This is a genomic window from Micromonospora yasonensis (assembly GCF_026013475.1).
Lineage (GTDB): Bacteria > Actinomycetota > Actinomycetes > Mycobacteriales > Micromonosporaceae > Micromonospora > Micromonospora yasonensis.
The window spans coordinates 23868-47563 of sequence record NZ_JAPDPH010000031.1; the positions used below are offsets into that span (position 1 = coordinate 23868).

At 71.7% G+C, this 23696-nt stretch carries 24 protein-coding genes; 16 read left to right on the forward strand and 8 right to left on the reverse strand.

Annotated features, from left to right (window positions below):
- Positions 1-60 precede the first annotated feature (60 nt).
- The 3 genes from ONA70_RS09700 to ONA70_RS09710 all read left to right on the forward strand — a co-directional run bounded on the left by ONA70_RS09700 (position 61) and on the right by ONA70_RS09710 (position 3967).
- Positions 61-228, forward strand: a complete 168-nt coding sequence (locus ONA70_RS09700) for a hypothetical protein (RefSeq protein WP_265006018.1) — start codon at positions 61-63, stop codon at positions 226-228.
- Between the two features lie 49 nt (positions 229-277).
- Positions 278-2485, forward strand: coding sequence for a TOMM precursor leader peptide-binding protein (locus tag ONA70_RS09705; RefSeq protein ID WP_265006019.1), 2208 nt, complete (start codon positions 278-280; stop codon positions 2483-2485).
- 69 nt (positions 2486-2554) lie between these two features.
- Complete coding sequence (locus tag ONA70_RS09710; protein WP_265006020.1) at positions 2555-3967, forward strand: SagB family peptide dehydrogenase; 1413 nt, start codon at positions 2555-2557, stop codon at positions 3965-3967.
- A 96-nt stretch (positions 3968-4063) separates the two neighbouring features.
- On the opposite strand, the gene ONA70_RS09715 is transcribed toward ONA70_RS09710, so the two are convergent.
- The 8 genes from ONA70_RS09715 to ONA70_RS09750 all read right to left on the reverse strand — a co-directional run bounded on the left by ONA70_RS09715 (position 4064) and on the right by ONA70_RS09750 (position 11622).
- Positions 4064-4852, reverse strand: coding sequence for a 2-oxo acid dehydrogenase subunit E2 (locus ONA70_RS09715; protein ID WP_265006021.1), 789 nt, complete (start codon positions 4850-4852; stop codon positions 4064-4066).
- 30 nt (positions 4853-4882) lie between these two features.
- Positions 4883-6058, reverse strand: coding sequence for a nucleotide disphospho-sugar-binding domain-containing protein (locus ONA70_RS09720; RefSeq protein WP_265006022.1), 1176 nt, complete (start codon positions 6056-6058; stop codon positions 4883-4885).
- Positions 6059-6200: 142 nt separating this feature from the next.
- Positions 6201-7163, reverse strand: coding sequence for a hypothetical protein (locus ONA70_RS09725; RefSeq protein WP_265006023.1), 963 nt, complete (start codon positions 7161-7163; stop codon positions 6201-6203).
- A gap of 80 nt (positions 7164-7243) precedes the next feature.
- Positions 7244-9070 carry an asparagine synthase (glutamine-hydrolyzing) gene (gene asnB, locus ONA70_RS09730; RefSeq protein ID WP_265006024.1) on the reverse strand — a complete coding sequence of 609 codons (1827 nt, stop codon included), beginning with the start codon at positions 9068-9070 and terminating at the stop codon, positions 7244-7246.
- Between the two features lie 28 nt (positions 9071-9098).
- On the reverse strand, positions 9099-9863 hold the full coding sequence (locus tag ONA70_RS09735) for a VOC family protein (RefSeq protein ID WP_265006025.1): 765 nt from the start codon (positions 9861-9863) through the stop codon (positions 9099-9101).
- Positions 9864-9922: 59 nt separating this feature from the next.
- The gene (locus ONA70_RS09740; RefSeq protein WP_265006044.1) at positions 9923-10378 is read right to left on the reverse strand and encodes a DUF1772 domain-containing protein; all 456 of its coding nucleotides are present in this window, start codon (positions 10376-10378) and stop codon (positions 9923-9925) included.
- A 2-nt stretch (positions 10379-10380) separates the two neighbouring features.
- Complete coding sequence (locus ONA70_RS09745) at positions 10381-11130, reverse strand: SDR family NAD(P)-dependent oxidoreductase (RefSeq protein WP_265006026.1); 750 nt, start codon at positions 11128-11130, stop codon at positions 10381-10383.
- 30 nt (positions 11131-11160) lie between these two features.
- Entirely contained in the window at positions 11161-11622 is a 462-nt protein-coding gene (locus ONA70_RS09750; RefSeq protein WP_265006027.1) for a DUF1772 domain-containing protein, read from the reverse strand.
- A gap of 221 nt (positions 11623-11843) precedes the next feature.
- On the opposite strand from ONA70_RS09750, the gene ONA70_RS09755 reads away from it, so the two are divergent.
- From ONA70_RS09755 to ONA70_RS09815, 13 genes are all read left to right on the forward strand, one after another.
- A complete protein-coding gene (locus ONA70_RS09755; protein WP_265006028.1) occupies positions 11844-12167 on the forward strand; it encodes a TcmI family type II polyketide cyclase in 324 nt (107 codons plus the stop codon).
- A 50-nt stretch (positions 12168-12217) separates the two neighbouring features.
- Entirely contained in the window at positions 12218-12646 is a 429-nt protein-coding gene (locus ONA70_RS09760; RefSeq protein ID WP_265006029.1) for a cupin domain-containing protein, read from the forward strand.
- Entirely contained in the window at positions 12643-13911 is a 1269-nt protein-coding gene (locus tag ONA70_RS09765) for a beta-ketoacyl-[acyl-carrier-protein] synthase family protein (RefSeq protein WP_265006030.1), read from the forward strand. Before ONA70_RS09760 ends, ONA70_RS09765 begins: the two co-directional genes overlap by 4 nt.
- On the forward strand, positions 13908-15125 hold the full coding sequence (locus ONA70_RS09770; protein ID WP_265006031.1) for a ketosynthase chain-length factor: 1218 nt from the start codon (positions 13908-13910) through the stop codon (positions 15123-15125). The genes ONA70_RS09765 and ONA70_RS09770 overlap by 4 nt, the downstream gene beginning before the upstream one ends.
- Before the next feature lie 19 nt (positions 15126-15144).
- Positions 15145-15390, forward strand: coding sequence for an acyl carrier protein (locus ONA70_RS09775; RefSeq protein WP_265006032.1), 246 nt, complete (start codon positions 15145-15147; stop codon positions 15388-15390).
- A 1-nt stretch (position 15391) separates the two neighbouring features.
- The gene (locus ONA70_RS09780) at positions 15392-15856 is read left to right on the forward strand and encodes an SRPBCC family protein (RefSeq protein WP_265006033.1); all 465 of its coding nucleotides are present in this window, start codon (positions 15392-15394) and stop codon (positions 15854-15856) included.
- 96 nt (positions 15857-15952) lie between these two features.
- The gene (locus tag ONA70_RS09785) at positions 15953-16687 is read left to right on the forward strand and encodes an SDR family NAD(P)-dependent oxidoreductase (protein WP_265006034.1); all 735 of its coding nucleotides are present in this window, start codon (positions 15953-15955) and stop codon (positions 16685-16687) included.
- A gap of 2 nt (positions 16688-16689) precedes the next feature.
- Positions 16690-17016, forward strand: a complete 327-nt coding sequence (locus ONA70_RS09790) for an antibiotic biosynthesis monooxygenase family protein (RefSeq protein ID WP_265006035.1) — start codon at positions 16690-16692, stop codon at positions 17014-17016.
- The gene (locus ONA70_RS09795; RefSeq protein ID WP_265006036.1) at positions 17013-17324 is read left to right on the forward strand and encodes an antibiotic biosynthesis monooxygenase family protein; all 312 of its coding nucleotides are present in this window, start codon (positions 17013-17015) and stop codon (positions 17322-17324) included. The genes ONA70_RS09790 and ONA70_RS09795 overlap by 4 nt, the downstream gene beginning before the upstream one ends.
- Positions 17325-17339: 15 nt before the next feature.
- On the forward strand, positions 17340-17708 hold the full coding sequence (locus ONA70_RS09800) for a SchA/CurD-like domain-containing protein (protein ID WP_265006037.1): 369 nt from the start codon (positions 17340-17342) through the stop codon (positions 17706-17708).
- 44 nt (positions 17709-17752) lie between these two features.
- Positions 17753-20218 (forward strand): PEP/pyruvate-binding domain-containing protein, encoded by a 2466-nt coding sequence (locus ONA70_RS09805; RefSeq protein WP_265006038.1) that lies wholly within the window; start codon positions 17753-17755, stop codon positions 20216-20218.
- 102 nt (positions 20219-20320) lie between these two features.
- Complete coding sequence (gene asnB, locus ONA70_RS09810; RefSeq protein ID WP_265006039.1) at positions 20321-22186, forward strand: asparagine synthase (glutamine-hydrolyzing); 1866 nt, start codon at positions 20321-20323, stop codon at positions 22184-22186.
- A gap of 130 nt (positions 22187-22316) precedes the next feature.
- Positions 22317-23696, forward strand: a 1380-nt coding sequence (locus ONA70_RS09815) for a 3-deoxy-7-phosphoheptulonate synthase (protein ID WP_265006040.1), incomplete at its 3' end; no start/stop codon positions are given.

Below are 23696 nucleotides of genomic sequence, written 5' to 3' on the forward strand. Positions count from 1 at the left end.
GTCCCCGCCGGTTACAGACTGGTCGCATCGCAGTTACCCCATTCGATAGGAGCCAAACCGATGACTTCCCAGGCACTTCTCGAAGCGGATGCGATCCGGCCGGCCGCGCGGATCGAACTCACCATCGACCAGTACGACCAGTGGAACCACGCCGCGCCCACCGCCCCGGTCAAGTGGTGCTGGGCCCCCGCCGCGCAGCTCGACCGGACCCAGGCCTCGGCGGTGTGACACCGTGACCGGTCGGCTGGTCGGCTTCAAGCGTCACCTGAGGGTTGAGGTGAGCCAGGATGGGTGCGCCTACGTCTTCTCCGACCATGGGGTGACCATCCTGCGCTCGCCGCAGATCGGCCCCCTGGTGGCGTTGCTCGACGGGACCCGGGATCTCGCCGACCTGCTCCGCGACCTGCCTGAGGGCATGGATCCGGAGCAGGTCGCGGAGCTCGTCGCGCGGCTGCGGCAGGCCGGTCTGGTCACCTACCACTCCGCTGACGGACCGGCCGGCCCCGCCTCCGCGTATTGGGACGCGTGCGGCGTGGACCCGGACGCCAACGGCCGGGCCGCCGACGAGGCCCGGCTGATCACGACGGGCGCGACCGCGGTACGGGAGGCGGCGCACGCCGCCCTGGCCGCGGCCGGGCTCACCGTCCGTCCCGGGGACACGCCCCTCCCCGGCGACACCGGCCTGTCCGTGGTGCTCTGCGACGACTACCTCGACCCGGCCCTCGCCGGGGTCGACGCGGCCCACCGGGCGACCGGCACCCCGTGGCTGCTGGCCCGGCCGGTGGGTACGCAGGTCTGGATCGGTCCGGTCTTCGTGCCGGGCCGGTCGGCCTGTTGGCACTGCCTCGCCGGCCGGCTGTGGCGGCACCGGCACGCGGAGGAGTGCGCGCAGCGGTCGCTGGGGTGCACCGGGCCGGCCGAACGCCCCTCGGTCACCCTGCCGGCGCTGACCGCCGTCGCGGTCAACCTGGTCTCGCTCGAGGCGACGAAGTGGACCGCCGGCCACCGGTACGCCGGCCAGGACTGCGTCTGGACGCTGGACAGCGTCGACCTGCAGGGCCGGCGACACGAGCTGCGCGCCCGCCCGCAGTGCCCGCACTGCGGCGATCCCACCCTGGTGGCCACCCGCGCCCGGCGGCCGGTCGTGCTCCCGCCCGCGCGCAAGGCCAGCCGGACCGGGGGCGGCCACCGGTCGCGCACCCCGGGCGAGGTGCTCTCGGCTTACCAGCACCTGGTCAGCCCGGTCACCGGAATTGTCAAGGATCTCGTCCGGGACGACCGGGCGCCGGCGTTCTTCCACGCGTACCGTTCCGGGCCGAACGCGGCCGCGCTCGGCCTGGACCCGGCCGCGCTGGCCGGCGGGATGCGCGCGCACAGCGGCGGCAAGGGCGTGACCGAGCTGGACGCCCGGGTGAGCGCGCTGTGCGAGGCCCTGGAACGGCACAGCGGCACGTTCCACGGTGACGAGGAGCGGATCCGGGGCAGCCTGCGGTCGCTGGGCGAGCAGGCCTTGCACCCCAACGACTGCATGCTCTTCGACGAGCGCCAGTACGCGACGCGGGCCGGCTGGAACGCCGCGCACGGGCCGTTCCAGCAGGTGCCCGAGCCCTTCGACGAGGCCGCGGTGACCGACTGGACAGGGGTCTGGTCGCTGACCGAGCGGCGGCACCGCCTGCTCCCCACCGGCCTGCTCTACTACGTGCCGCCCGGCGCACTGGACACTCGCGGGCTGCGCGCCGACTCCAACGGCAACGCCGCCGGCAGCTGCCTCTCCGACGCCGTCCTGCAGGGCGTGCTGGAGCTGATTGAGCGGGATGCCGTGGCGATCTGGTGGTACAACCGGCTCCGGGTCCCCGGGGTCGACCTCGCCTCCTTCGGCGACCCGTGGATCGACGAGCTGCGCCGGCAGTACGCCGACCTCGGGCGTGGGGTGTGGGCGCTGGACCTCACCTCCGACCTGGGCGTACCGGTGCTGGCGGCGGTGTCCTGCCGGGCCGGTGACGGCGGCAGGCTGCTGTTCGGCTTCGGCGCCCACCTGGACCCGGCGGTGGCGCTGCGCCGCGCGCTCACCGAGCTCAACCAGGGCGTGCCCGGCCTGCACGACGCCGGTCCGGAGGTCTTCGACGACCCGGACGCGGCCGGGTGGTGGCGCGATGCCACCGGGGAGAATCAGCCGTACGTGCTGCCCGACCCGGGCCACCGCGAGCGTACCCGCGCGGACTTCGCCTACCAGCCCGGCGACGACATCGTCGCGGACGTCGTCCAGCTCACCGCGTGGCTCGCCGCCCGGGGGCTGGACACGCTCGTGCTCGACCAGACCCGCCCGGATGTCGGGCTGCCCGTGGTCAAGGTGGTCGTGCCGGGGCTGCGGCACATCTGGTCCCGGTTCGCTCCGGGGCGGCTCTACGACGTGCCGGTCGACCGCGGCCACCTCCTCGTCCCCACCCGGTACGAGGACCTCAACCCTTTGCCGCTGTTCGTTTGAGAGGCTGGCCCAGCTGTGCGCGCAAGACCCCGAACCGTTCACCTCTGCTCGCTCGCGGAGGACGCTCTCGTGGAGAGCGGCCCAGACGACGGGCCGCTGACCGTGGTCACCCGGTGGGGGGAGTTCACCTTCGCGCAGGCCGACGCACTGGTCCGGGAGTCGTTGCGCCGGATGAGCCTCGGGCCGGTGTCGCTGGCCAACGTCACCTCGGGCGCGCCGGACGGGGCCGACGGTTCGGAGTCCGGCGTGCTCGACGAGGTGCTCGGGGTGCTGAGCGGGTCGGTGGTGCACTCGCTCGGCGTCGTCGACGACGTCCAGGGCCCGCTGCTCTCTGTCGTGCCGGTGGCCCCGGCGGTGGCGTTCCGGCCGCCCGAGGTGGCCTCGACCCGCGCGGTGCGGCTGTCCCGCTTCGCGGTCATGCGGCCGTCCCAGGGGGTGCTGGTGGTCGAGTCGGCCCCGGCTGGGTTCCGGGTCGTCCTGCACCGTCCGCTGGCCCGACACGTCGCCGCCGCGTTGGTCACCGCCCGGACCACGGCCGAACTCCACGCCGAGCTCAACGTGTCGGAGGCGGTCGTCGTCTGGGTGGTGGGCTACCTGGTCGCCGCCGGGGTGGCGCTGCTCGCCGACGCCGCCGGCGGGTTCACCGAGGAGGACGACCCGGACCTGGGCCGGTGGAGCCCGCACGAGCTGATGTTCCACGTACGCAGCCGGTCGACGTACGGCGACGACGTCGCGTCAGCCCCGGCAGCCGGGCCGGCGCGGGAGGTGGGCCGCCTGATCGGGCCGCCCATCGCGCTGCCCGGGCCGGACAGCGCCGCGCCGCTGACCCGCGACGTTCCGCTCACCGCGCTGCTGGAAACCGAGCTGGACACACCGCGGATCTCGCCCCGGCCACTGACCGCCGCGCAGCTGGGCGAACTGCTGTTCCGTTGCGCGCGTACCCGGTGGCCCGGCCCGCCGGTGCCAGCTCCTCCGTCGCGGTCTCCGCTTCCGGGGGGAGCGTCCGGCGCGGCGGCCACCGCGGGGGTGGCTGCCGCCCTGTCCCGGCCCCTCGGTGGGCCCACCCACCTCGACGAGCTGGAGATCTACCTGAGCATCGAGCGCTGCGCCGGGCTGCCGCGCGGCATCTACCACTACCAGCCCGCCACGCACGCGCTGGTGCCGGTGAACGACCGTGACGAGGACCTGTTCGAGCTGGTCGAGATGGCCCGGGTGGCCGCCGGCTCGCCGGCCCGGCCGCCGGTGCTGGTCACGCTGACCGCGCGGGTCGGCCGGATGGCCGGCTCGAGTGGTGCGGGCTACGCCGCCACGCTGTTGCACGTCGGCGCGTTTCAGCAGCTGATCTGCCTGCTGGCCGGGGCGATGGGCCTGCGCGCGTACGCCGTGCGGGTGGACGCCAACGGCGTCGCCGAGCGAGTGCTCGGCCTGCACTGGCCGGCCGAGGTCGGCGTCGGCGAGTGCGTCCTCACCGCCATCTCCTGACCCGCAGCCGCCCTCGCCCCGACCCGGAGCGGGGGCGGGACGCCGTTCGGCCCGGCGTCGGCGGGGGAGCCGGGGCCGGGCCGAACGAGGACCAGGTCAGACGGGTACGGCCTCCGGGGCGGGGACCTCGGTGGCCAGCTCGCCCGATTCGAGGACGCGTTGGACCTCGGTCATGAACTGGCCCACCTCGGCGGCCTTCCAGATCCGGTGCGAGCCGACCAGGCAGAGCCGGCAGACGGGCCGTACGACCGGCTGCCCGTCCCGGGCCACGACGGCGTCCTCCACCCGGCAGATCGCCAGCAGGCCGATCCCGCCGAAGACCAGCGGTACCGCCTGTTGCAGGCCGGGGCTGCTGGTGACGTGGAAGGCGCCCAGCCGCTCCCGCACCATCGACATCCGGTTCTTCATCAGGCGGATCAGCCAGCGCCGGACGAAGCCGACCGGGATGATCCGGGTGAGTCGCCGGTTCTGCTCCAGCGCCTCCGCCGCGGTGGCGCGTACCTCGGCGGCCCGGCGGGTCACCTCGTCGTAGAGCTCGACCAGGCCCTTGCGGTCCGCGTTCTGCACCACGATGGTCGGCTCGGCCGACATCGACAGTCCGGTGCCGACGGAGAGGCTGAGGTCGACAGTGCCAGGGTGCACCACCTTCCGGCCGAGGATCAGCCGGTTGAGGTGCGGCTGCCGGGCCAGGGCCAGGGCGACGGCCCGGGTCACCAGGTGGGTGTAGGTCACCTTGCTGCCCTGCTCCCGCAGCCGCGCGATGACCTCCTGCGAGGCGGTCATGTCGACCTGCTGGAAGGCCACGAAGCCGGGCGATTCCACGGTACGCATGATGTCGATGAACCAGCGATCCGCACGGTCGAGTGGCTCGTACCTGTCGTTCATGGCGGCTTTCCTTCTCCTCGGATGGGCCGGCTAGCCGGCGGTGGCCGACCGGCGGCCGGCTACCTGGTCGGTCAGCCGTCGGACCAGGTCGGTGGGGGAGGGCATGGCCCGTATCTCGGCGTGCACCTCCGCCGCCGCGGTACGGAAGCGCTCGTCGGAGAGCACCTCCGCCACCAGCGCGGCGTCGAACGCGTCCGGCTCGGTGACCAGGCCCGCGCCCCGCCGCCCGACGGCGGCCGCGTTGATGTGCCGGTCCGCGCCGTCGGGCACGATGAGCTGGGGTACGCCGGCGGCCAGCGTGGTCAGCGTGGTGCTGCCGCCCCCGTGGTGGATCATCGCGGCGCAGGAGGGGAGGAGCGCGGCGAGCGGGAGCCAACCGGCGACCCGGACGTTCTCCGGCAGCGTGCCGAGCGCGGACAGGTCGGTCTCGCCGAGGGCGAGGACGAACTCGGCATCCACCTTCTCCGCGGCCCTGATGACCCTTTCCAGGGTGCTCATCCCGGTTCCCTCCAATGTGGAGACGGTGCCGAGGGTGACCGCGATCCGGGGCCGCTCCGGCCGGAAGTTCAACCACTCCGGCAGTACGACGCCCCCGTTGTACGGGACGAAGCGCATCGGCCAGCCCTCGTGCTCACCGTCGATCATGCTGGCCGGGGCCAGGTCGAGACCGAGCCGGGTCTCGGGCAGCCCGGTGACGCCGTGCCGTTCGAAGACGTCGGTCATGTGTTGGTGGAAGATGTCGTGGAGTTCGGGGGTACGGGAGAGGCCGATGCCGTGGTCCACCAGCGGCACGCCGAGCTTCCCCGCCACGACCAGCCCGGCGCCCTGGGAGCGGGACTGCACCACCAGGTCCGGCTTCCAGTCCTCGGCGACCTTCATCGCGCCGTCGGCGAGGAAGCCGGAGAGCTTGGCGAGGAAGGGGGCGACGAAGCGCTGGTCCTCGACCTTTCCGCTGCGCATGGCGGCCATCTGGGGGGCCAGTTCCGGGTGCTCACGGGAGAGTTTGATCATGACCGGCTGCCAGAAGGCGGGGGGTTCGAACTGGGGCGCGATGTTCGCGACGTCCAACCCCGCGCTCGTCACGGGGAGCCCCAGGCCACTGGTTCCGATGAGCACCTCGTGCCCGGCGGTGCGGAAGGCCCAGGCCAGCGGGACCATCGGGTAGACGTGCCCGATACCGGGAGTGGCGATGAAGAGTACCCGCATGACATGTCCTCCTGTGGGTCGGCGGGTCACCCTGCCCGTGGGTGCCGTTACCGGCCGCGTCGGCCGAACGGGCAGGAGGATCGATCTATCTCAACGCATCAAATGCGCCGGGACCGGTCATGACCGATCCCGGCGCTGCCGGTCAGGCCATCGGGCTGAGCTTGATCCGCTTGTACATGCCCAGCTGGTACTGCCGCTTGTTGTACTTCGGGTTGAAGACGAACGAGGCGAGCACGTACTCACCGGGGGGCGAGGAGACGTGCACCAATACCTTGTGACCCGGGCTGGTCGGGGCCATCCCGCAGACCCGGATCTCCGAGAAGGGGGTGCTCAGCCAGTTCGGCTCGGCGCCGTCGTGGTGGAAGAACTTGTAGAGGTCGTCGTCGGTGGCGTCGGGCGACAACGGCAGGAAGACCGTCTCGCTGGGCACGCTGGTCTCGTTGTCGACCAGGATCCGGCCGTCGGCCGGCCACTCGTCATCCGTGACGAAGCGCGGCGGGTTGTTCCCCTCCTCCAGCGTGACCTTGTGCGGGGTGTCGGGGAGGGTGACGTTCCCGGCGTCCCCGGTCACCTTCAGCTCCTGCGTGCGCGGGTGGGTGTCGCTGACGCCGGCGCCCCAGAAGGCGATGATGTAGTAGGTGCCGGGCTGCAGCACCACGGTGAAGCTCACCTTGCACTTGTCGCCCGCGACCCGAGCCCCGCCGTAGTTGGCGTCGTGGTACTGCTTGGCCGTCTCGGTGTCCTGGACGCCGGTGTTGGCCATCCCGGCCAGGCCGCTGAGGTAGTCGGTGATGGTCTTGCCCGCCGGCATCTTCACCAGCAGCATGGTGTAGCCGGCCGGGTCCGGGCTGCTGGCTTGGAAAGTCAGCAGCCCAGCGGGCAGTTCGACCGTTGCCTCCACGGCGTCGTTCAACAGCCGCTGGCCGGCGACCTCCAGCCGGAGCTCGCCGTGGGTCTTGTTCTGCTGCAGGCCGTTGAAGCCGCCCTGGCCGATGAACCACCCGGCGATGCCGCCGCCCACGGCGACCATCAGTCCCACCAGGCTGAGCAGGACCAGTGCCGAGGCCCGGAGCGACCATTTCTTGACGTGTTCCACGGTGTTCACATCCCTTCTATTCGACGTGGAAAGCGGAAGTGCTGAGTAGCGCGGCGGCGATGTCGCTTTCGGCCGCCGAGCGGCGCGCGTCAGACCAGGCGCACCCGGTACCGGGTGAGCCACTCGTTGACGTACAGGAGGTAGGCCATGCCGGACATCCACGGGCCCGGCACCGGCCGTCCGGCGTCCACCAGCTCGCGCAGGCGGGCCCGGTCGACCAGGTCGAACAGCGGCGCCGACGGGTCGGCGAGCACCTCGCGCGCCCACGCCGTCAGGGCGACGTCGTAGCGCCGATCCTGGGTGGTGGGGTAGGCGCTCTTGCGCCTGTTGACCACCTCGTCCGGCAGCAGGTCGGCGACCGCCTGCCGGAGCAGGCCCTTCGGCGTCCCGCCGGCATTCTTCATCGCCCACGGGACGTTCCACAGGTACTCGACCAGCCGGTGGTCGCAGTACGGCACCCGCACCTCCAGCGAGGCCGCCATGCTCATCCGGTCCTTCCGGTCCAGCAGCGCCGGCAGCCAGCGGGTGAGTGCCAGGTAGAAGACCTCGCGCAGCCGACGGTCGCGGCCCTGCTCGCCGGCCAGGTGCGGCACCTCGGCCAGCGCCTGGGCGTACCGGTCGGCGATGTAGTCGCCGGGCCGGACCCGGTCCGCGACCTCGGGCCGGAGCAGGCCCGCCGGCCCCAGCCGGTCGTCGACCATCCACGGGAAGGTCTCCGCGGCCAGGCTCTCCGGTCGGTAGAAGTACGGGTAGCCGCCGAACACCTCGTCGGCCGACTCGCCGGAGAGAGCGACCGTCGAGTGCCGCGCCACTCCCCGGCACAGCAGGTAGAGCGAGAGGTCCATCTCGCCCCAGCTGGGCAGGTCACGGGCGGCCAAGCCGACCATCCGCTCCCGGATCAGGTCCTCGTTGTCGACCACGATCGGCGAGTGCACGGTGCCCACGTGGTCGGCGACCATCCGCACGTACGGCGCGTCGAGGGTGGGGTGGAGCATGTCCGGCCGGAAGTGCTCCTCGCTCTCCTGGAAGTCCACCGAGAAGCTGCGGACCTTCCCGCCGCCCTGCCGGCTGACGATCCCGACGGCCAGCGCGGTCAGCGCGCTGGAGTCGATGCCGCCGGAGAGCAGCACCCCCAGCGGCACGTCGCTGACCAGTTGCCGCTCGACGATGTCCGCCAGCAGTTCCCGGACGGTGCCGATGGTGGTCGGCAGGTCGTCGGTGTGCTCGTGGCTCTCCAGCTCCCAGTAGCGGGACTCCCGGCTGCCGGACCGCCCGAACCGGATGGTGGTGCCCGGCCGGACGGCCCGCATGCCGCGGTAGGTGCCGTGCCAGGGAGTGGGCGCGCCGGGCACCGCGAAGACCTCCGCGATGCCCTCCTCGTCCAGCTCCGGGGTGAACGCCGGGTTCGCCAGGATGGCCTTCGGCTCGGAGCCGAACAGCACCCCGTCGGGCAGTTCGGCGTAGTAGAGCGGCTTGACGCCCAGCCGGTCCCGGACGAGGAGCAGCTCCTCGGTCCGGGTGTCCCAGATGGCGAAGGAGAACATTCCGTTGAGCCGGCTGACGAACTCCGGTCCCCACTCCAGGTACGCGGTCACCAGGACCTCGGTGTCGGAGCGGGTGCGTAGGCTGTGGCCACGGGCGACCAGGGTCGCCCGCAGCTCCTGGAAGTTGTAGATCTCGCCGGCGAAGGTGACAACCGCGACCGGCTGGTCCGGGGACGGCGCGCCCATCGGCTGTGCGCCGCCCTCGAGGTCGATGATGGCGAGCCGCCGGTGGCCGAGCGCCGCCCGCGGGGACAGCCAGATCCCCTCGGCGTCCGGGCCGCGGCACGCCATCGGGCTCGTCATGGCCCGGACGGTGTCACCCTCCGCCGTGAGGTCCCGTTCCCAGTTGACCCAACCCGTGATGCCACACATGGCAGCCTCCGTTCCCCGGCGGTCCGGGTCAGCGCTCGGTGGAGAAGATGACCGTGAAGTGGGCGCCGAACGGATCGGTCACGCCGGCCAGGGGGCCGTGCGGGGTGTTGACCGGACCGAAGCGCACCTTGCCGCCGAGCTCGCGGATCCGCTCCACGGCCTGGTCGACGTCGGCGACCCAGAAGTACGTCTGCCAGTGCGGCGGGACGACACCCTGGAGGTTCTGGCCGATCTTGCGCCGGCCGCCGACCCGCTCGCCGTTGATGCTGAGGATCGCCGTCTGGTCGTCGATCTCCCGGCGGTGCATGGCGAACAGGCCGGTGTAGAAGGCGTCCGCCGCCTCGGCGTCGTTGGTCAGCACCTCGTGCCAACAGGTGGTGTTGATCTCGTTGATCCGCTCGGCGCCGATGTGGGCGCCGGCCTGCCAGAGGCCGACCACCGCGCCGGAGGGGTCGCGGAGCACCGCGGCCCGGCCCCGGCCCGCCACCTCGAACGGCGGGACCAGCAGGGTCGCGCCGCGCCGGACCGCGCCGTCCACCATGGACTTCAGGTCCGCCGCCGCGAGGTAGGTGGCCCACACGGTCGGCTGGCCGGAGCCGGCCGGGATCTGCGACAGGCCGGCCACCTTGGCCCCTTGGTGCAGGGCGTAGGTGTACTTCCGCTCGGAGTCCTCGTCGGTCTTGAACTCCCAGCCGAACAGCCGCCCGTAGAACTCCTTGGCGGCGTCCAGGTCGGTCACGGAGAGCTCGACCCAGGCGGGGGCGCCGTCGACGTACTCGGTGCGCTCGGACATGATGTCTCCTTCTTGGTCGTACGACAGGGTTTGCGGAAAGCGTGGGGGGTGGCGGGCAATCAGCCGACCAGCGCGACCGCGGTGGCGTTCACCACGACGGCGAGCAGGGCGAGGGCGGTGCGTGCCAGGTGGAAGCCGCGCCACCGGCGGCGCGGATCGGACCAGCCCCGGGGCAGGTTCTCCGGGTCGTCCTTGAGCAGCCGGCGGTTGATCCGCATGTTGCCGAACTCGGAGACGAACATCGTGCCGACGATCAGCAGCGTCCCGGCGAGGAACAGCCAGCGGGAGGGCGCCGGGGTGAGCACGGCCAGCCCCAGGTTCACCAGCACCGTGCTGGAACAGAGGATCGGCATGGTCGGGTGGTAGCCATCGACGAGCTTGTTGTTCACGTAGACAAACCGGCTGCGAGGCATCTTGAAGAACGCCGGGACCAGCGCGATGGCGACGTCGAAGAAGACGCCGGCGATCAGCCCGGTGGTCACCAGCACGGCCACGCTGAGGGTGCCGACCAGCATGGTCACAGCCCTCCGTCCACGTTGACCGTCTCCCCGGAGACGTAGCTGGACAGGTCGCTGGCGAGGAACAGCACCGCGCCGACCACGTCGGCGGGCCGGGTGATCCGGCCCAGGGCGGTCAGCTTGCCGTAGTTCTCCATGAGCATCCGGTACTGCCCGGGATCGGTCTGCGCCAGGTCGTCGGCGGCGATCGCCCCCGGCGCGACCAGGTTCACCCGTACGCCGGTGCCGCCGAGCTCCTTGGCCAGTGAGCGGGTCAGCCCGATCAGCCCGGCCTTCGCGGCCGTGTAGTGGGTGCGCATCGCCCCGCCGTACAGCGCCGCGGCGGACCCGATGTTGACCACCGAGGCGCCCGGGTTGAGCAGCGGGAGCGCTCCCTGGGTGACCCGGTACGCGGCGTTGAGGCCGATCTCCAGCATCCGGTTCCACTCGGCCAGCGGCAGCCGGTCGAACGGGGCGAAGCCGAAGCTGCCCGCGTTGTTGACCACGATGTCGAGGGTGCCGAGGTGCGAGCGGCACTCGCCGATCAGCGCGGCCACATCCCCAGGGTCGGTCACGTCGGCCCGCACCATCCGGTGCTTGCCGTCGGTGCCGTCCAGTTCGGCGAGCACCGCCTGGGCGGCGTCCTCGTCACTGCGGTAGCAGGCCAGCACGTTCGCGCCGGCGCCGGCCAGCGCCAGCACGATCTCCCGGCCCACCCGGCGACTGCCGCCGGTGACCAGCGCGTTACGGCCCGACAGGTCGATCTGCATCTGCACACACTCCTTCCGTTTGGCCGGCGGTCAGACCAGGACGCTGACGGCGGTGACGTTGACCAGCAGCGCGAGGATGGTGAGCGTCGCGCGCACGAAATTCCAGTTCCGCCACCGCTTGCGGGGGTCCACCTCGTCCCAGTTCTCCGGAATCCGCTCAGGGTCGAGAGTGCGAACCCAGCGGTTGATCGGGAAGTTCCGGGTGATCGAGACGGTGATCGCGCACGCGGTGAGCAGCGAGGCGAGGGCGAACAACCGACGGGACGGGGCGTCCGGTGCCACGAACGCGAGGCTGCCGTCGAGCAGGATCGTGGTGACCAGGCAGATCGGCATGAACGGATCGAACCGGGTCGTGAGGAACTGCTCGACGGTGATGTACTGCCCGACCGGCAGCACGAACATCAGCGGGGCGCCACCGAGCACCGCGATCATCAGACCACCGGCGGCCATGCCGTTCGACACCAGCACGATGGGTAACAGGAATTGAGTCATCTCGTTCCTCCGCCGAGTATTCCGACGCGAACTCGTCTGCCGGCTGGCAGCTTCGGCTCCCGATCCTGTACGGGGTCGACCGAGGCCGGCTGAATTCCGGGCAGGAGCCCGATGAGGGGCGGCCCTATATGTGTTCCATCGGCCCCCGAGAGGCCTTGGGCACTGTTCGGTGAAACCACATCGTGCGCTGAGCTGAGCGCGCCGGGCCCTAAGGAGCGCAAGTGGAGCGTGTGCTTATCGTCGCCAGGATGAAAGAGTCGGACATCGATACGGTGGCACAGATCTGGGGGGAATCCGACGCCACGGAGCTGCCCCATCTCGTCGGCGTGCAACGTCGCTCGCTGTTCCACTTCCAAGGTCTGTACTTCCAACTCATCGAGGCGGAGCAGGACCTCAACCCACGGATCGACGCGGTCCGGGGCAACCCGCTCTGGCAGGACGTCAACCAGAAGTTGGCGGACCACATCAAGCCGTACGACCCGGCGACCTGGCGCGGGCCGCGGGACGCGATGGCGAACCGTTTCTATTCGTGGCAGGCATCCTGATGGACGCCGTTTCCCCGTCCATGTCTTCTCGTCAGATAAGGAGCAACGCAATGTCCGGAGTCAAGGTTGCCAAGGTCGCCGCAGCCGACGTTGCGGTGAACCGGCGGCGGGGTGGCGAAATCCGTGTCGTGCTCGGCCCCGCCACCGCCGGCGCCACCACCGGATTCCTCGGTTGCCTGTCCTTGCAGCCGGGTGAATACGTGACCGAGCACTACCACCCCTATTCCGAGGAGTTCCTCTACGTCGTCAAGGGCGCCATCGTGGTGCGGGTCGACGACGAGCCGGTGGAGGTTTCCGCCGGCGAGGGGCTGCTGGTGCCGATCAACGCCCGGCACCGGGTGGAGAACCACGGCCAGGAGCCGGCGGAGGTGGTCTTCCACCTGTGCCCGCTGGCGCCCAAGCCGGAGCTCGGCCACGTCGACACGGAGTCGGTGCTGGACACCGAACAGCCGCAGGTGCTGGTCGGAGGCGAGAGATGACCGACCGCCGAGCGGTGATCACCGGGATCGGCGTCACCGCGCCGGGTGGGGTGGGTACCAAGGCGTTCTGGAACCTGCTCACCGAGGGCCGCACGGCTACCCGGGCCATCAGCAGCTTCGACGCCTCCGCCTTCCGTTCCCGGGTCGCGGCCGAGTGCGACTTCGACCCGGTCAAGGAGGGACTGACCCCGGACGAGGCGCGCCGGATGGACCGGGCCACCCAGTTCGTCGTGGTGAGCGCCCGGGAGGCGATCGCGGACAGCGGCCTGGAGTTCGGCTCGCTGGTGCCGGAGCGTACCGGGGTGGCCATCGGTAGCGCGGTCGGCTGCACCATCGGCTTGGAGACCGAGTTCGTCGTGGCGAGCTCCTCGGGCCGGGACTGGGTGGTCGACCCCACGCCGAGGGTGCCCCAGCTGTACGAGTACCTGGTCCCCAGCACCTTCGCCGCCGAGGTGGCGTGGCTGTGCGGGGCGGAGGGGCCGGTCGCCACCATCTCCACCGGCTGCACCTCCGGCCTGGACTCCGTCGGCTACGCGGCGGAGCTGATCCGGGAGGGCTCCGCGGACGTGGTGGTGACCGGCGCGACCGAGGCGCCGATCTCCCCGATCTCGCTCGCCAGCTTCGACGCGATCCGGGCCACCACTCCCAACAACGACGACCCAGAGCACGCCTCCCGCCCGTTCGACCTGCGCCGGGACGGCTTCGTCATCGGTGAGGGCTCGGCGGTGCTGGTGCTGGAGGAGTACGAGCAGGCCCGCAAGCGCGGCGCGCACATCTACGGCGAGATCGCCGGGTTCGCCAGCCGCAGCAACGCGTACCACATGACCGGGCTCAAGCCGGACGGGCGGGAGATGGCCGAGGCCATCCGCATCGCCCTGCGGCAGGGCGGGCTGCGCGCCGAGGACATCAACTATGTCAACGCGCACGGCTCGGGCACCCGGCAGAACGACCGGCACGAGACCGCCGCGTTCAAGGCCAGCCTCGGCCAGCACGCGTACCGGGTGCCGGTGAGCTCCATCAAGTCGATGGTCGGCCACTCGCTCGGTGCGATCGGTTCGATCGAACTCGCCGCCTGCGCGCTCGCCCTGGACAACCAGGTCGTCCCGCCGACGGCCAACCTGCACACGCCGGACCCGGAGTGCGACCTGGACTACGTGCCGCTGACCGCCCGGGACGTCCCGGTCGACGCGGTGCTCAGCGTCGGCAGCGGGTTCGGCGGCTTCCAGACCGCGATGGTTCTGACCCATCCGGGGAGGGCGAGATGACGGTAGTGGTCACCGGGCTCGGCGTGGTGGCGCCGACCGGCGCGGATGTCGAGGAGTACTGGGCCAACACCCTACGTGGCGTCTCCGGCATCCGGCCGATCTCCCGGTTCGACGCCAGCACCTACCAGCTGCGGCTGGCCGGTGAGGTGGTCGGCTTCACCGCCACCGATCACATGTCCAGCCGCCTGACGGTGCAGACCGACCGGTGGACGCATTTCGGCATGGTCGCCGCCGAGGAGGCGTTGAAGGACGCGGCGGCGCTGCCGCTGGCCGACACCGGGATCTCCGACTACGAGCTCGCCGTGGTGACAGCCAGCTCCAGCGCCGGCAACGAGTTCGGCCAGGGCGAGCTGGGCAGCCTGTGGAGCCGGGGACCGCAGCACGTCACCACGTTCCAGTCGATCGCCTGGTTCTACGCGGCGACCACCGGCCAGATCTCGATCCGGCACGGGATGCGGGGACCGTGCGGCGTGCTCGTCAGCGAGCAGGCCGGCGGGCTGGACGCGGTGGGCCACGCCCGCCGGGTGCTGCGCGCCGGGGCGCGGCTGGTGGTCGCCGGCGGCGGCGAGGCGCCGCTGTCCCCGTACGCGGTGGTCTGCCAGCAGGCCAACGGCCTGCTCAGCACCGGCGCGGACCCGGCCACCGGCTACCTACCGTTCGCCGCCGACGCGTCCGGCTACGTGCCCGGCGAGGGCGCCGGGATGGCGATCCTGGAGGACGAGGAGAGCGCCCGGTCGCGCGGCGTGTCCCGGGTGTACGGGCGGATCGCCGGCTACGCGGCGACGTTCGACCCGCGTCCGGACAGCGGTCGCGGTCCCACCCTGGGCCGGGCGGCCCGGCTGGCCCTGGCCGACGCAGGCGTCGACGTGACCGAGGTGGACGCGGTCTTCGCGGACGCCGGTGGCACGCCGGAGCTCGACGCGGCCGAGTCGGCGGCGCTGCGGGAGCTGTTCGGCCCGCGCGGCGTGCCGGTCACCGCCCCCAAGGTCACCACCGGCCGGTTGTACGCCGGCGGCGGCGCCCTCGACCTGGTGACCGCCCTGCTGGCGATCCGCGACCAGGTCATCCCGCCCACCCCGCGCGTGCACCCGGCTGCGGAGCACGGGCTCGACCTGGTCGGCGAGCAGCCCCGGCCGGCCCGGCTGCGGACGGTGCTGGTGCTCGCCCGCGGCTTCGGTGGATTCAACTCGGCGGTCGTCGTCACGGCCCCGTGAGCACACGAAGGAGGAGCACATGCTGACCCTGGACGACCTACGGGAGATCATGACGACCTGCGGGGTGGAGGACGGCGTCGACCTGTACGCCGACATCACCGACGTCCCGATGGAGGATCTCGGCTACGACTCGCTGGCCCGGCTCCAGATCGCGGCGCTGATCAAGGACCGGACCGCGGTGGCCATCGCCGACGACAAGGTCCTTGAGCTGGAGACACCGCGCGAGCTGCTGGACTTCGTCAACGCACCGGTCGGGGTGGCCTGACATGGCTGGCCACACCGACAACTCGGTCTTCATCGCCGCGCCCATGGACCTGGTCTGGGAGCGGACCAACGACATCGCCGGCTGGCCGCAATTGTTCAGCGAGTACGCCGCCGCCGAGGTCATCGCCCGGGACGGCGCGACGGTCCGGTTCCGGCTGACCATGCACCCGGACGAGAACGGGATCATGTGGAGCTGGGTCTCCGAGCGCACCGCCGACCTGGCCACCCGGACCACCCGCTCCCAGCGGGTCGAGCCCGGCCCGTTCAAGTACATGTTTCTGTTCTGGGAGTACCTGCCGGAGGGCGACGGCGTGCGGATGCGCTGGGTGCAGGACTTCGAGATGAAGCCGACCGCGCCGATCGGCGACGACGCCATGCAGGACCGGCTCAACCGCAACACGGCCATCCAGATGGAGCGGATCAAGGGGCTGCTGGAGGCCGAGGCCGCCGCGCTCACCTCCGCCTGACCGCCACTCGGACCGGACCCGCCGGCCGCCGGTCACCCCCCGAGCCGGCGCCGGCGGGGCCCCCACAACCTTCCACCACGAAGCCAAGGAGACGTCATGGACATCGGCTTGACCGGCAAGCGGGTGCTGCTGACCGGCGGCACCAAGGGTATCGGCCGGGGTATCGCCCTCGCCTTCGCCAAGGCGGGCGCGCAGGTGCTCACCTGCTCGCGTAGCCAGGACGAGGCGGCGGTGAGCCTGGCCACCGAGCTGAAGGAGATCGGCGGCGACCACCACGTGGTGGCCGCCGACATCAGCACCCAGGCCGGCGTCGACGAGCTGATCGAGATCGCCCGGACCCGCCTCGGCGGGCTGGATGTGATCATCGGCAACGCCGGCGCCATCTCGCACGTGCCCTTCGCACAGCTGAGCGCCGAGGACTGGACCCGGGTGCTCACCACCAACCTGACCGCCAACTACCTGCTGATCCAGAGCGCCCTGCCGCTGCTCGCCCCGGGCGCCTCGGTGATCGTCATCGGCTCGCGCTCGGCCCTCATCGGCATCCCGCTGCGCGCCCACTACACCGCCTCCAAGGCCGGCCTGGTCGGCCTGGCCCGATCCCTGGCCAAGGAGCTCGGCCCGAAGGGCATCCGGGTCAACGTGCTGGCACCGGGCGTCATCGAGCCGGAGAACGCGCCGCTGCCCGAGACCATCCGGGCCCGGTACGAGGAGAAGACCTCGCTGAGCCGCCTGGGCCGGCCGCACGAGATCGCCGGCGCCGCGCTCTTCCTGGCCAGCGACCTTTCCAGCTACATCACCGGCGAAACGCTGAATGTGGACGGAGGAATCTGATCATGACCGAGCAGAGCGCCTTCCGGGTGACCCTCCGGATGGAGATCCGCCCCGGCATGGGACCGGAGTTCGAGCAGGCGTGGCGCGACGGCGCGTCGGTCATCACCGACCAGCCGGCCAACCTCGGCCAGTGGCTGTCCCGCAGCGCCGAGGAGCAGGACGTCTACTACATCGTCAGCGACTGGACCGACGAGCCGGGCTTCCGCACCTACGAGGAGAGCGAGGAGCACCTGGTCCACCGGCAGAAGCTGCACCCGTACCGGGCGAAGGGCTCGATGACCACGATGCACCTGCTCCACGGGCTGACCGGGACGGGAGCCCGGGGGTGACCGAGCCACGGGTCAAGGTGCTGCTCTACCTGGCGCCGTCGGAGACCGAGCCCGACGCCGTCAACGAGGCGTACCACCGGATCAGCGGCGACCTCGCGGGCACCCCGGGCCTGGTCGCCAACCAGCTCATGCGGTCGGTCACCGAACCCGCCGGCTACATCGTGATGAGCGAGTGGGAGAGCCTCACCGCCTTCCATGCCTGGGAGGAGGGGCCGAACCACCGGGACACCACCGCACCGCTGCGCCCCTACCAGGACCGCCGCCGGGGCAACCCGTTCGGCCTCTACGAAGTCGTCGCCAGCTACTGACAAGGGAGGAAAGCCATGCCGTACGCGGCCATCACCTACGACGTCCTACCGGGATACGAGAAGGAAATCACCGAGCTGTTCAGCAACTTCAAGCGGGCGGAGACCCCCGTCTTCACCGACGACGAGGGCAACGAGGTCGGCCGGCTGCTGGGCACCGCGGTGTTCATCAAGGACGCCACCCTGGTCCGGTTCATCCACTACGAGGGCGAGCTCGCCGACGTCGGCCGGCACATGGGCCAGCAGCGCGGGGTGCACATCCTCGAGGAGAAGCTCCAGCCGTACCTCGCCACGCCGCGGGACACCAGCTCGCCGGAAAAGTTCCGCGAGCACTTCGCGAAGAGCCTGCTGACCTGCATCTCGCAGCTGTCCACTGCCGAGCGGTAGCGGCCGGGCGGCTCGTAGCCACCAATTCCGAGGGAGATCTTCAGATGACTGCCCCCACACACGTCGTGCGGCCGCTCGTCGCGGTCGGTCAGGAGGACACCGACCGCGTGGGTCGGAAGGCGGCTGTGCTCGGCGAGTTGCTGCGCGCCCGCTTCCCGGTGCCCGACGGTGTCGTGATCGAGGCCGATCAGCTGCGGGGGATCTCCCCGACGGCGGACGGCGGGTCGCGGCTGCCCGACGAGCTCGTCGACGAGCTCGTCGGGCTGGCCGCGGCGAACCCCGGGCCCTGGGCGGTGCGGTCCTCCGCCGCCGCCGAGGACACCGCCGACGCCTCGTACGCCGGCCAGTACGAGTCGGTGCTCGGCGTGGTCGGCGCCGACGAGCTGGTCCAAGCCGTACTGTTCTGCGTCGACTCCGCCTTCGCCGAGCGGGTCGGCGTGTACGCGGAGGCGAAGGGCAACCACGCGCAGACCCGGATGAGCGTGCTGATTCAGCAGCTCGTGCCCGCCGAGGCGGCGGGCGTCGCGTTCACTGCCAACCCGGTCACCGGAGACCGCGACGAGGTGCTGATCAACGTGGTGCCCGGCCTCGGCGACCGGCTGGTCGCTGGCGAGGCAACCCCTGACCAGTGGTCGGTGCGGGGCGGGGTGGCCACCCGTACGCACACCGCTGACGACGCGATCACCGCCGAACAGGCGCTGGCCGTGGCCGAGTTGGCCCGGCGGGTGGAGGCGTACTTCGGCGCGCCGCAGGACGTGGAGTGGGCGCTCGCCGGCGGGGTGCCCTGGCTGGTGCAGGCCCGGCCGATCACCGCGCTGCCCGAGTACCTGGCGGATGCGGCCCCGGCGCGGGTCGAGCCGCCGCCGGGCGTGTGGGAGCGCAGCAACTACGCCCCTGAGCCGCTGTCGCCGATGTTTCGCTCACTGATGCTGTCCGACCTGCACGAACTGACCTCGAACCTGTTTCCGTACAGCATCGGCGACAAGATCGAGTTCTGTGAACTGGGCGGCTGGCTCTACGCGCAGTTCGTGCCGCTGAAGGACCCGGAGCGGATCAAGGCGAAGCTGGGTCGGGCGGTCGCCGCGGCCCGGGCCGACGAACCGTCCACCTTCTACCGCCGCTATTACGGAACCGTCGAGCCGAAGCTCACCCTCTCGATCGCCGAGCTGCGCGACAACCGCCAGCTGCCGGTGATGACCGACGGCGAGCTGGCCGAGCACCTGGACGAGACGATGGCCGTCTGGCGGGCGTCACTCACCGCGCACTTCCAGACCGGCGGCTCCGGCACCTTCGTGCTGGGCGAGTTGGGCATCGCCGCCCGCGACCTGCTCGGCTGGGACGCGCCGGAGACGTTGAACCTGCTGCTCGGTCTGCAGGGCAAGACCACTGAGCCGTCGTACCGCCTGGCCGAGCTGGTGGGGCTGGTCCGGGAACGGGCGGAGCTGCGGGAACTGGTCGAGCGGCTCGCCGACGAGGAGCCCGGCGACGACCTGGTCGAGCGGCTGGCGGCCGTGGACCCCGGTTTCGCCACGGCCTTCGTTACCTACCAGCGGGAGTACGGCCACCGCACGCTCGGCATGGACATCACCGAGCCGACCGTGGCGGAGCGGCCGGCGCTGGTGTTGAACCTGATCCGCGGCCAGCTCGACCAGCACTTCGACCCCGCCGCCGACCGGGTGGCGCTGGTGCGCGAGCGTACCCGGGCCGAGGCGGCGGCGCGGACCGCGCTGGCCGACCACCCAGACGAGGACCGGGACCGGTTCGAGCGGCTGCTCGGCCGGGCCCAGTGGGCGGCGCCGGCCCGGGACGACAGCCACTACCTGACCCAGCTGGCCGGAGCACTGGTCCGCCAGGCCGTGCTGGAGTTCGGCGCGCGCCTGGTCGACCGCGGCCTGATCGCCGACCGCGACGACGTCTTCCTGCTCGAACGCGCGGAGGTCGAGGCGGCCCTGCGCGACGGCGCCGACCAGCGGGGCCTGGCCGGGGACCGGCGCGCCGAGCGGGCCTGGGCGCTGACGCACCCCGGCCCGAAGGGGTACGGCGACGCCTCGCACGGCGGCGGCGACATCGCCGCCCGAATGGCGAGCCTGCCGCCGGAGGCCCGGCGGATCCTGGAGATCGGCCTCTGGGCGTGGCGGGAGGTCTCCGGGGAGCGCGCCCACGGCACCGCGACCGAGGGCGACGGCTCGGTGCTACGCGGCATCGCCGGCTCCCGGGGCCGCTACACCGGCCCGGTACGCGTCATCCGCACCGAGGCGGACTTCGACCGGCTGCGCCCCGGCGACGTGCTGGTCTGCCCCGAGACCAACCCACAGTGGGCGATGCTCTTCCCCAGCGTCGGCGCGCTGGTCACCGACCACGGGGGCCTGCTGTCCCACCCGGCGATCATCGCCCGCGAGTACCGCGTACCCGCCGTGCTTGCCACCGGGAACGCCACCAGCCGGCTGCACGACGGCCAGGTCGTCACAGTCGACGGCAGCTCCGGCGTGGTGGAGCTGGTGAACCCCTGAGGCGCCGCCGGCGCCAGCGCAGCCGGCCGGAACCCGTCGTGGCCCCGGCTGGCTGCGCCTCTGGAACGTACGAACTGACCCTGTCAGGAAGGAAGGGATGCAATGTCGGGCATCGCGGGTTGGGTGGACTTCGACCGGGACCTGTCGGGCCAGGACGTCGTCGTGCGGGCCATGACGGCCACCATGGCGAACCGGGGTCCGCACGAGGAACGCGTGTGGACCGGCCGAGACGCCGTCATCGGTCGCCGGGGCCTGCACCTCGGCGAACGGGACCGGGGCGTGCAGCCGCTGGTGGTCGAGGGCCGGGACGGCCGGCGCGTGGTCGTCGCGTACGCCGGGCAGGTCTACAACGCCGGGTCGCTCCGCGGTGACCTGGTCAGCCGTGGGCACGCGTTCCGTGGCGGCGAGGACGCCGAGGTCATCGGGCACGCGTACCTGGAATGGGGCGCCGGTTTCGCCGAGCGGCTGGACGGCATGTTCGCGGTGGCGGTCTGGGACGAGCAGGCCCGGGAGCTGGTGCTGGTGCGCGACCGGATCGGCATGCGCACGCTGTTCTACGTCGAGACCGACGCCGGGGTGGTGTTCGGCTCCGAACGCAAGGCGGTGCTGGCCCACCCGTCGGTCACCGCGGCGGTCGACGCGGGCGGCCTGCGCGAGCTCTTCTCGCTGGCCGCGACCCCCGGCGAGGCCGTCTTCCAGGGCATGCGCCAGGTCCCGCCGGGCCACCTGGTCCGGGTCTCCCTGGGCGGCGTCCGGACCCAGCTGTACTGGGAGCTGACCAGCCGGCCGCACACCGATGACCTGCCCACCACGGTCGCCACCATCCGGGAGCTGCTGGAGGAGTCGGTCGACCGGCACCTCACCGACGAGGCCCCGCTGGGTACCATGCTCTCCGGTGGCCTGGACTCCAGCACCGTCACCGCGTTGGCCGCCCGCAAGCAGGCCGAGCGGGGCGGCCGGTCGCCGCGGGCGTTCACGGTGAGCTTCGCCAAGCAGGACGAGACCTTCAAGCCGGACGCCACCTGGGCCACCCGGGACGATCCTTTCGTCGCCGACCTGGTGGCGCACGCCGGGATCGAGCTGACCACGGTCACCCTGGACACCGCCGAGTTGATGGACCCGCTGCCCCGGCTGGCCACCCTGTACGCCAAGGACCTGCCGAGCCCGCTGGGCAACATGAACACCTCGCTCTACCTGCTCTGCCGTGCGGTACGCCACCAGGCCGGGGTGGTACTGCACGGCGACCCGTCGGACGCCATCTTCGGCGGCTTCCCGTGGGTCTTCCAGCCGCAGATCATGGAGGCCGACACGCTGCCCTGGGTGGCCAGGGCGCACGCCGCGGGCGGCCGGGTCGGCTTCGGCGCCGACCTGCTGGACACCACCCTGCTCAAGGAGCTGGACCTGGCGAACTACTGCGTGGACATGTACCACCAGGCGCTGGCCAAGGTCCCGTACCTGGAGGGGGAGACCGGGCTGGACCGGAAGATGCGCGAGGTCACCTACCTGCACCTGACCCGGTGGCTGGAGGTGCTGCTCGGGCAGAGCGAGACGATGAGCGGCGCGGTCGGGCTCGAGGTGCGCTGGCCGTACGCGGCGCACCAGCTGGTGGAGTACGCCTTCAACGTCCCGTGGGCGATGAAGGACACCGACGAGCGCGGCAAGGGGCTGCTCCGGGCGGCCGCGGCGGACCTGCTGCCGCAGTCGATCCTCAACCGGCACAAGTCGCCGTTCCCGGTTACCCACAACCCCGAGTACGGCGAGGCGCTCTGTGTCGAGCTGACCGAGCTGTTGGCCGACCCGGACGCCCCGGTGACGCCGCTGATGAACGTCGAGGCGGTGCGGGAGATCATCCGGCACCCGGAGAAGCTCTCCGGCGGTTCGGCGGCCTTCGCCGCCCGGTCCAACATCGAGATGCTCCTGCAGTTCAACGCCTGGTTGGACAACTACCACATCCGGGTCCGGGTCTGACCCTGGCCGACGGCGCCGGCGGCCCAGGGCGGGCCGCCGGCGCCGTGGTCGCAACGGGCGCTGATCCGGCGCCTAGGGCGGGTCACCCCAAACGATGCCGTCGATCAGCTGACAGACGAGGTGCATATCCATGGTTAAGGTCTCGAACCACCCGCCCGCCGCGGAACCGTCGTCGGACGCGGAGGGCCTTCTGAACCTCGCGGGGGTGCCGGGGGCGCAGCACGCCTACGGCAAATGGCCCGCCGAGGTGCGGTCGCGGCTGGATACCGCGCTGGCCCGCCCCGCCAAACAACAGCCGTCCTGGCCCGATCCCGAGCTGGCCGCGACGATTCGGTGGATGCTCGGGGAGGTCCCGCCGATCGCCTTCCCCGACGAGGTGGACCGGCTGCGGGACTACTTCGCCCGGGCCGCCGCCGGTGAGGCGTTCGTGCTCCAGGGCGGGGACTGCGCGGAGACCTTCATCGGCAACACCGAGGCCCACGTGCGGGGCAACATCCAGGCGCTGCTGCACATGGGCGCGGTGCTGACCGGGGAGTCGGGGCGGCCCGTCGTCACCGTCGGGCGGTTCGCCGGGCAGTGCGCGAAGCCCCGTTCGGCGGCGACCGACGAGAGCGGGTTCCCGGTCTACCGCGGCGACATGGTCAACTCACCGGCGCAGACGACGCGGGCCCGGATGGCCGACCCGAGCCGGATGCTGCGCGCGTACGCCAATGCCAGCTCCACGATGAACCTGGTGCGGGCGATCAGCGCCCGCAGGCTGCGGGGACGGCCCGACGCCGACCCGCACGACCTGGCCTGGCAGGCCCCCGAGGTCTTCGCCAGCCATGAGGCGCTGCTGCTGGACTACGAGCGGGCCATGCTGCGCTTGGACGACTCCGGGGGAGAGTCGCTGCTCTACGGCCTGTCCGGCCACTTCCTGTGGATCGGGGAGCGGACCCGGGACCTCGACGGCGCTCACATTGCCTTCGCCGAGCTGCTGGCCAACCCGATCGGGGTGAAGTTGGGGCCCGGCACCGACCCGGCCACCGCCGTGGCGTACGTCGAGCGGCTCGACCCGCACCGGGTGCCCGGGCGGATCACGCTGATCAGCCGGATGGGCAGCAAGCGGGTACGCGACGTGCTGCCGGAGCTCGTCCAGGCGGTCGCCGCCACCGGGCGCCAGGTGGTGTGGCAGTGCGACCCCATGCACGGCAACACGGTGCAGACGGCCGGCGGCTACAAGACCCGCCGGTTCGACGACCTGGTGGACGAGGTGGTCGGCTTCTTCGAGGTACACCGGGCGCTGGGCACCCACCCGGGCGGTCTGCACCTGGAGCTGACCGGGGACGAGGTCACCGAGTGCCTCGGTGGGGCGCAGGACATCCGCGAGAGCGACCTGCCCAGCCGGTACGAGACGGCCTGCGATCCCCGATTGAACCACCGGCAGGCGGTCGAGCTCGCGTCCGTGGTGGCGGAGCTGCTGCAGGCCACGGACCGGCGGGCGGCCGTCGCGGCCGGGGGGGGGGGGCGC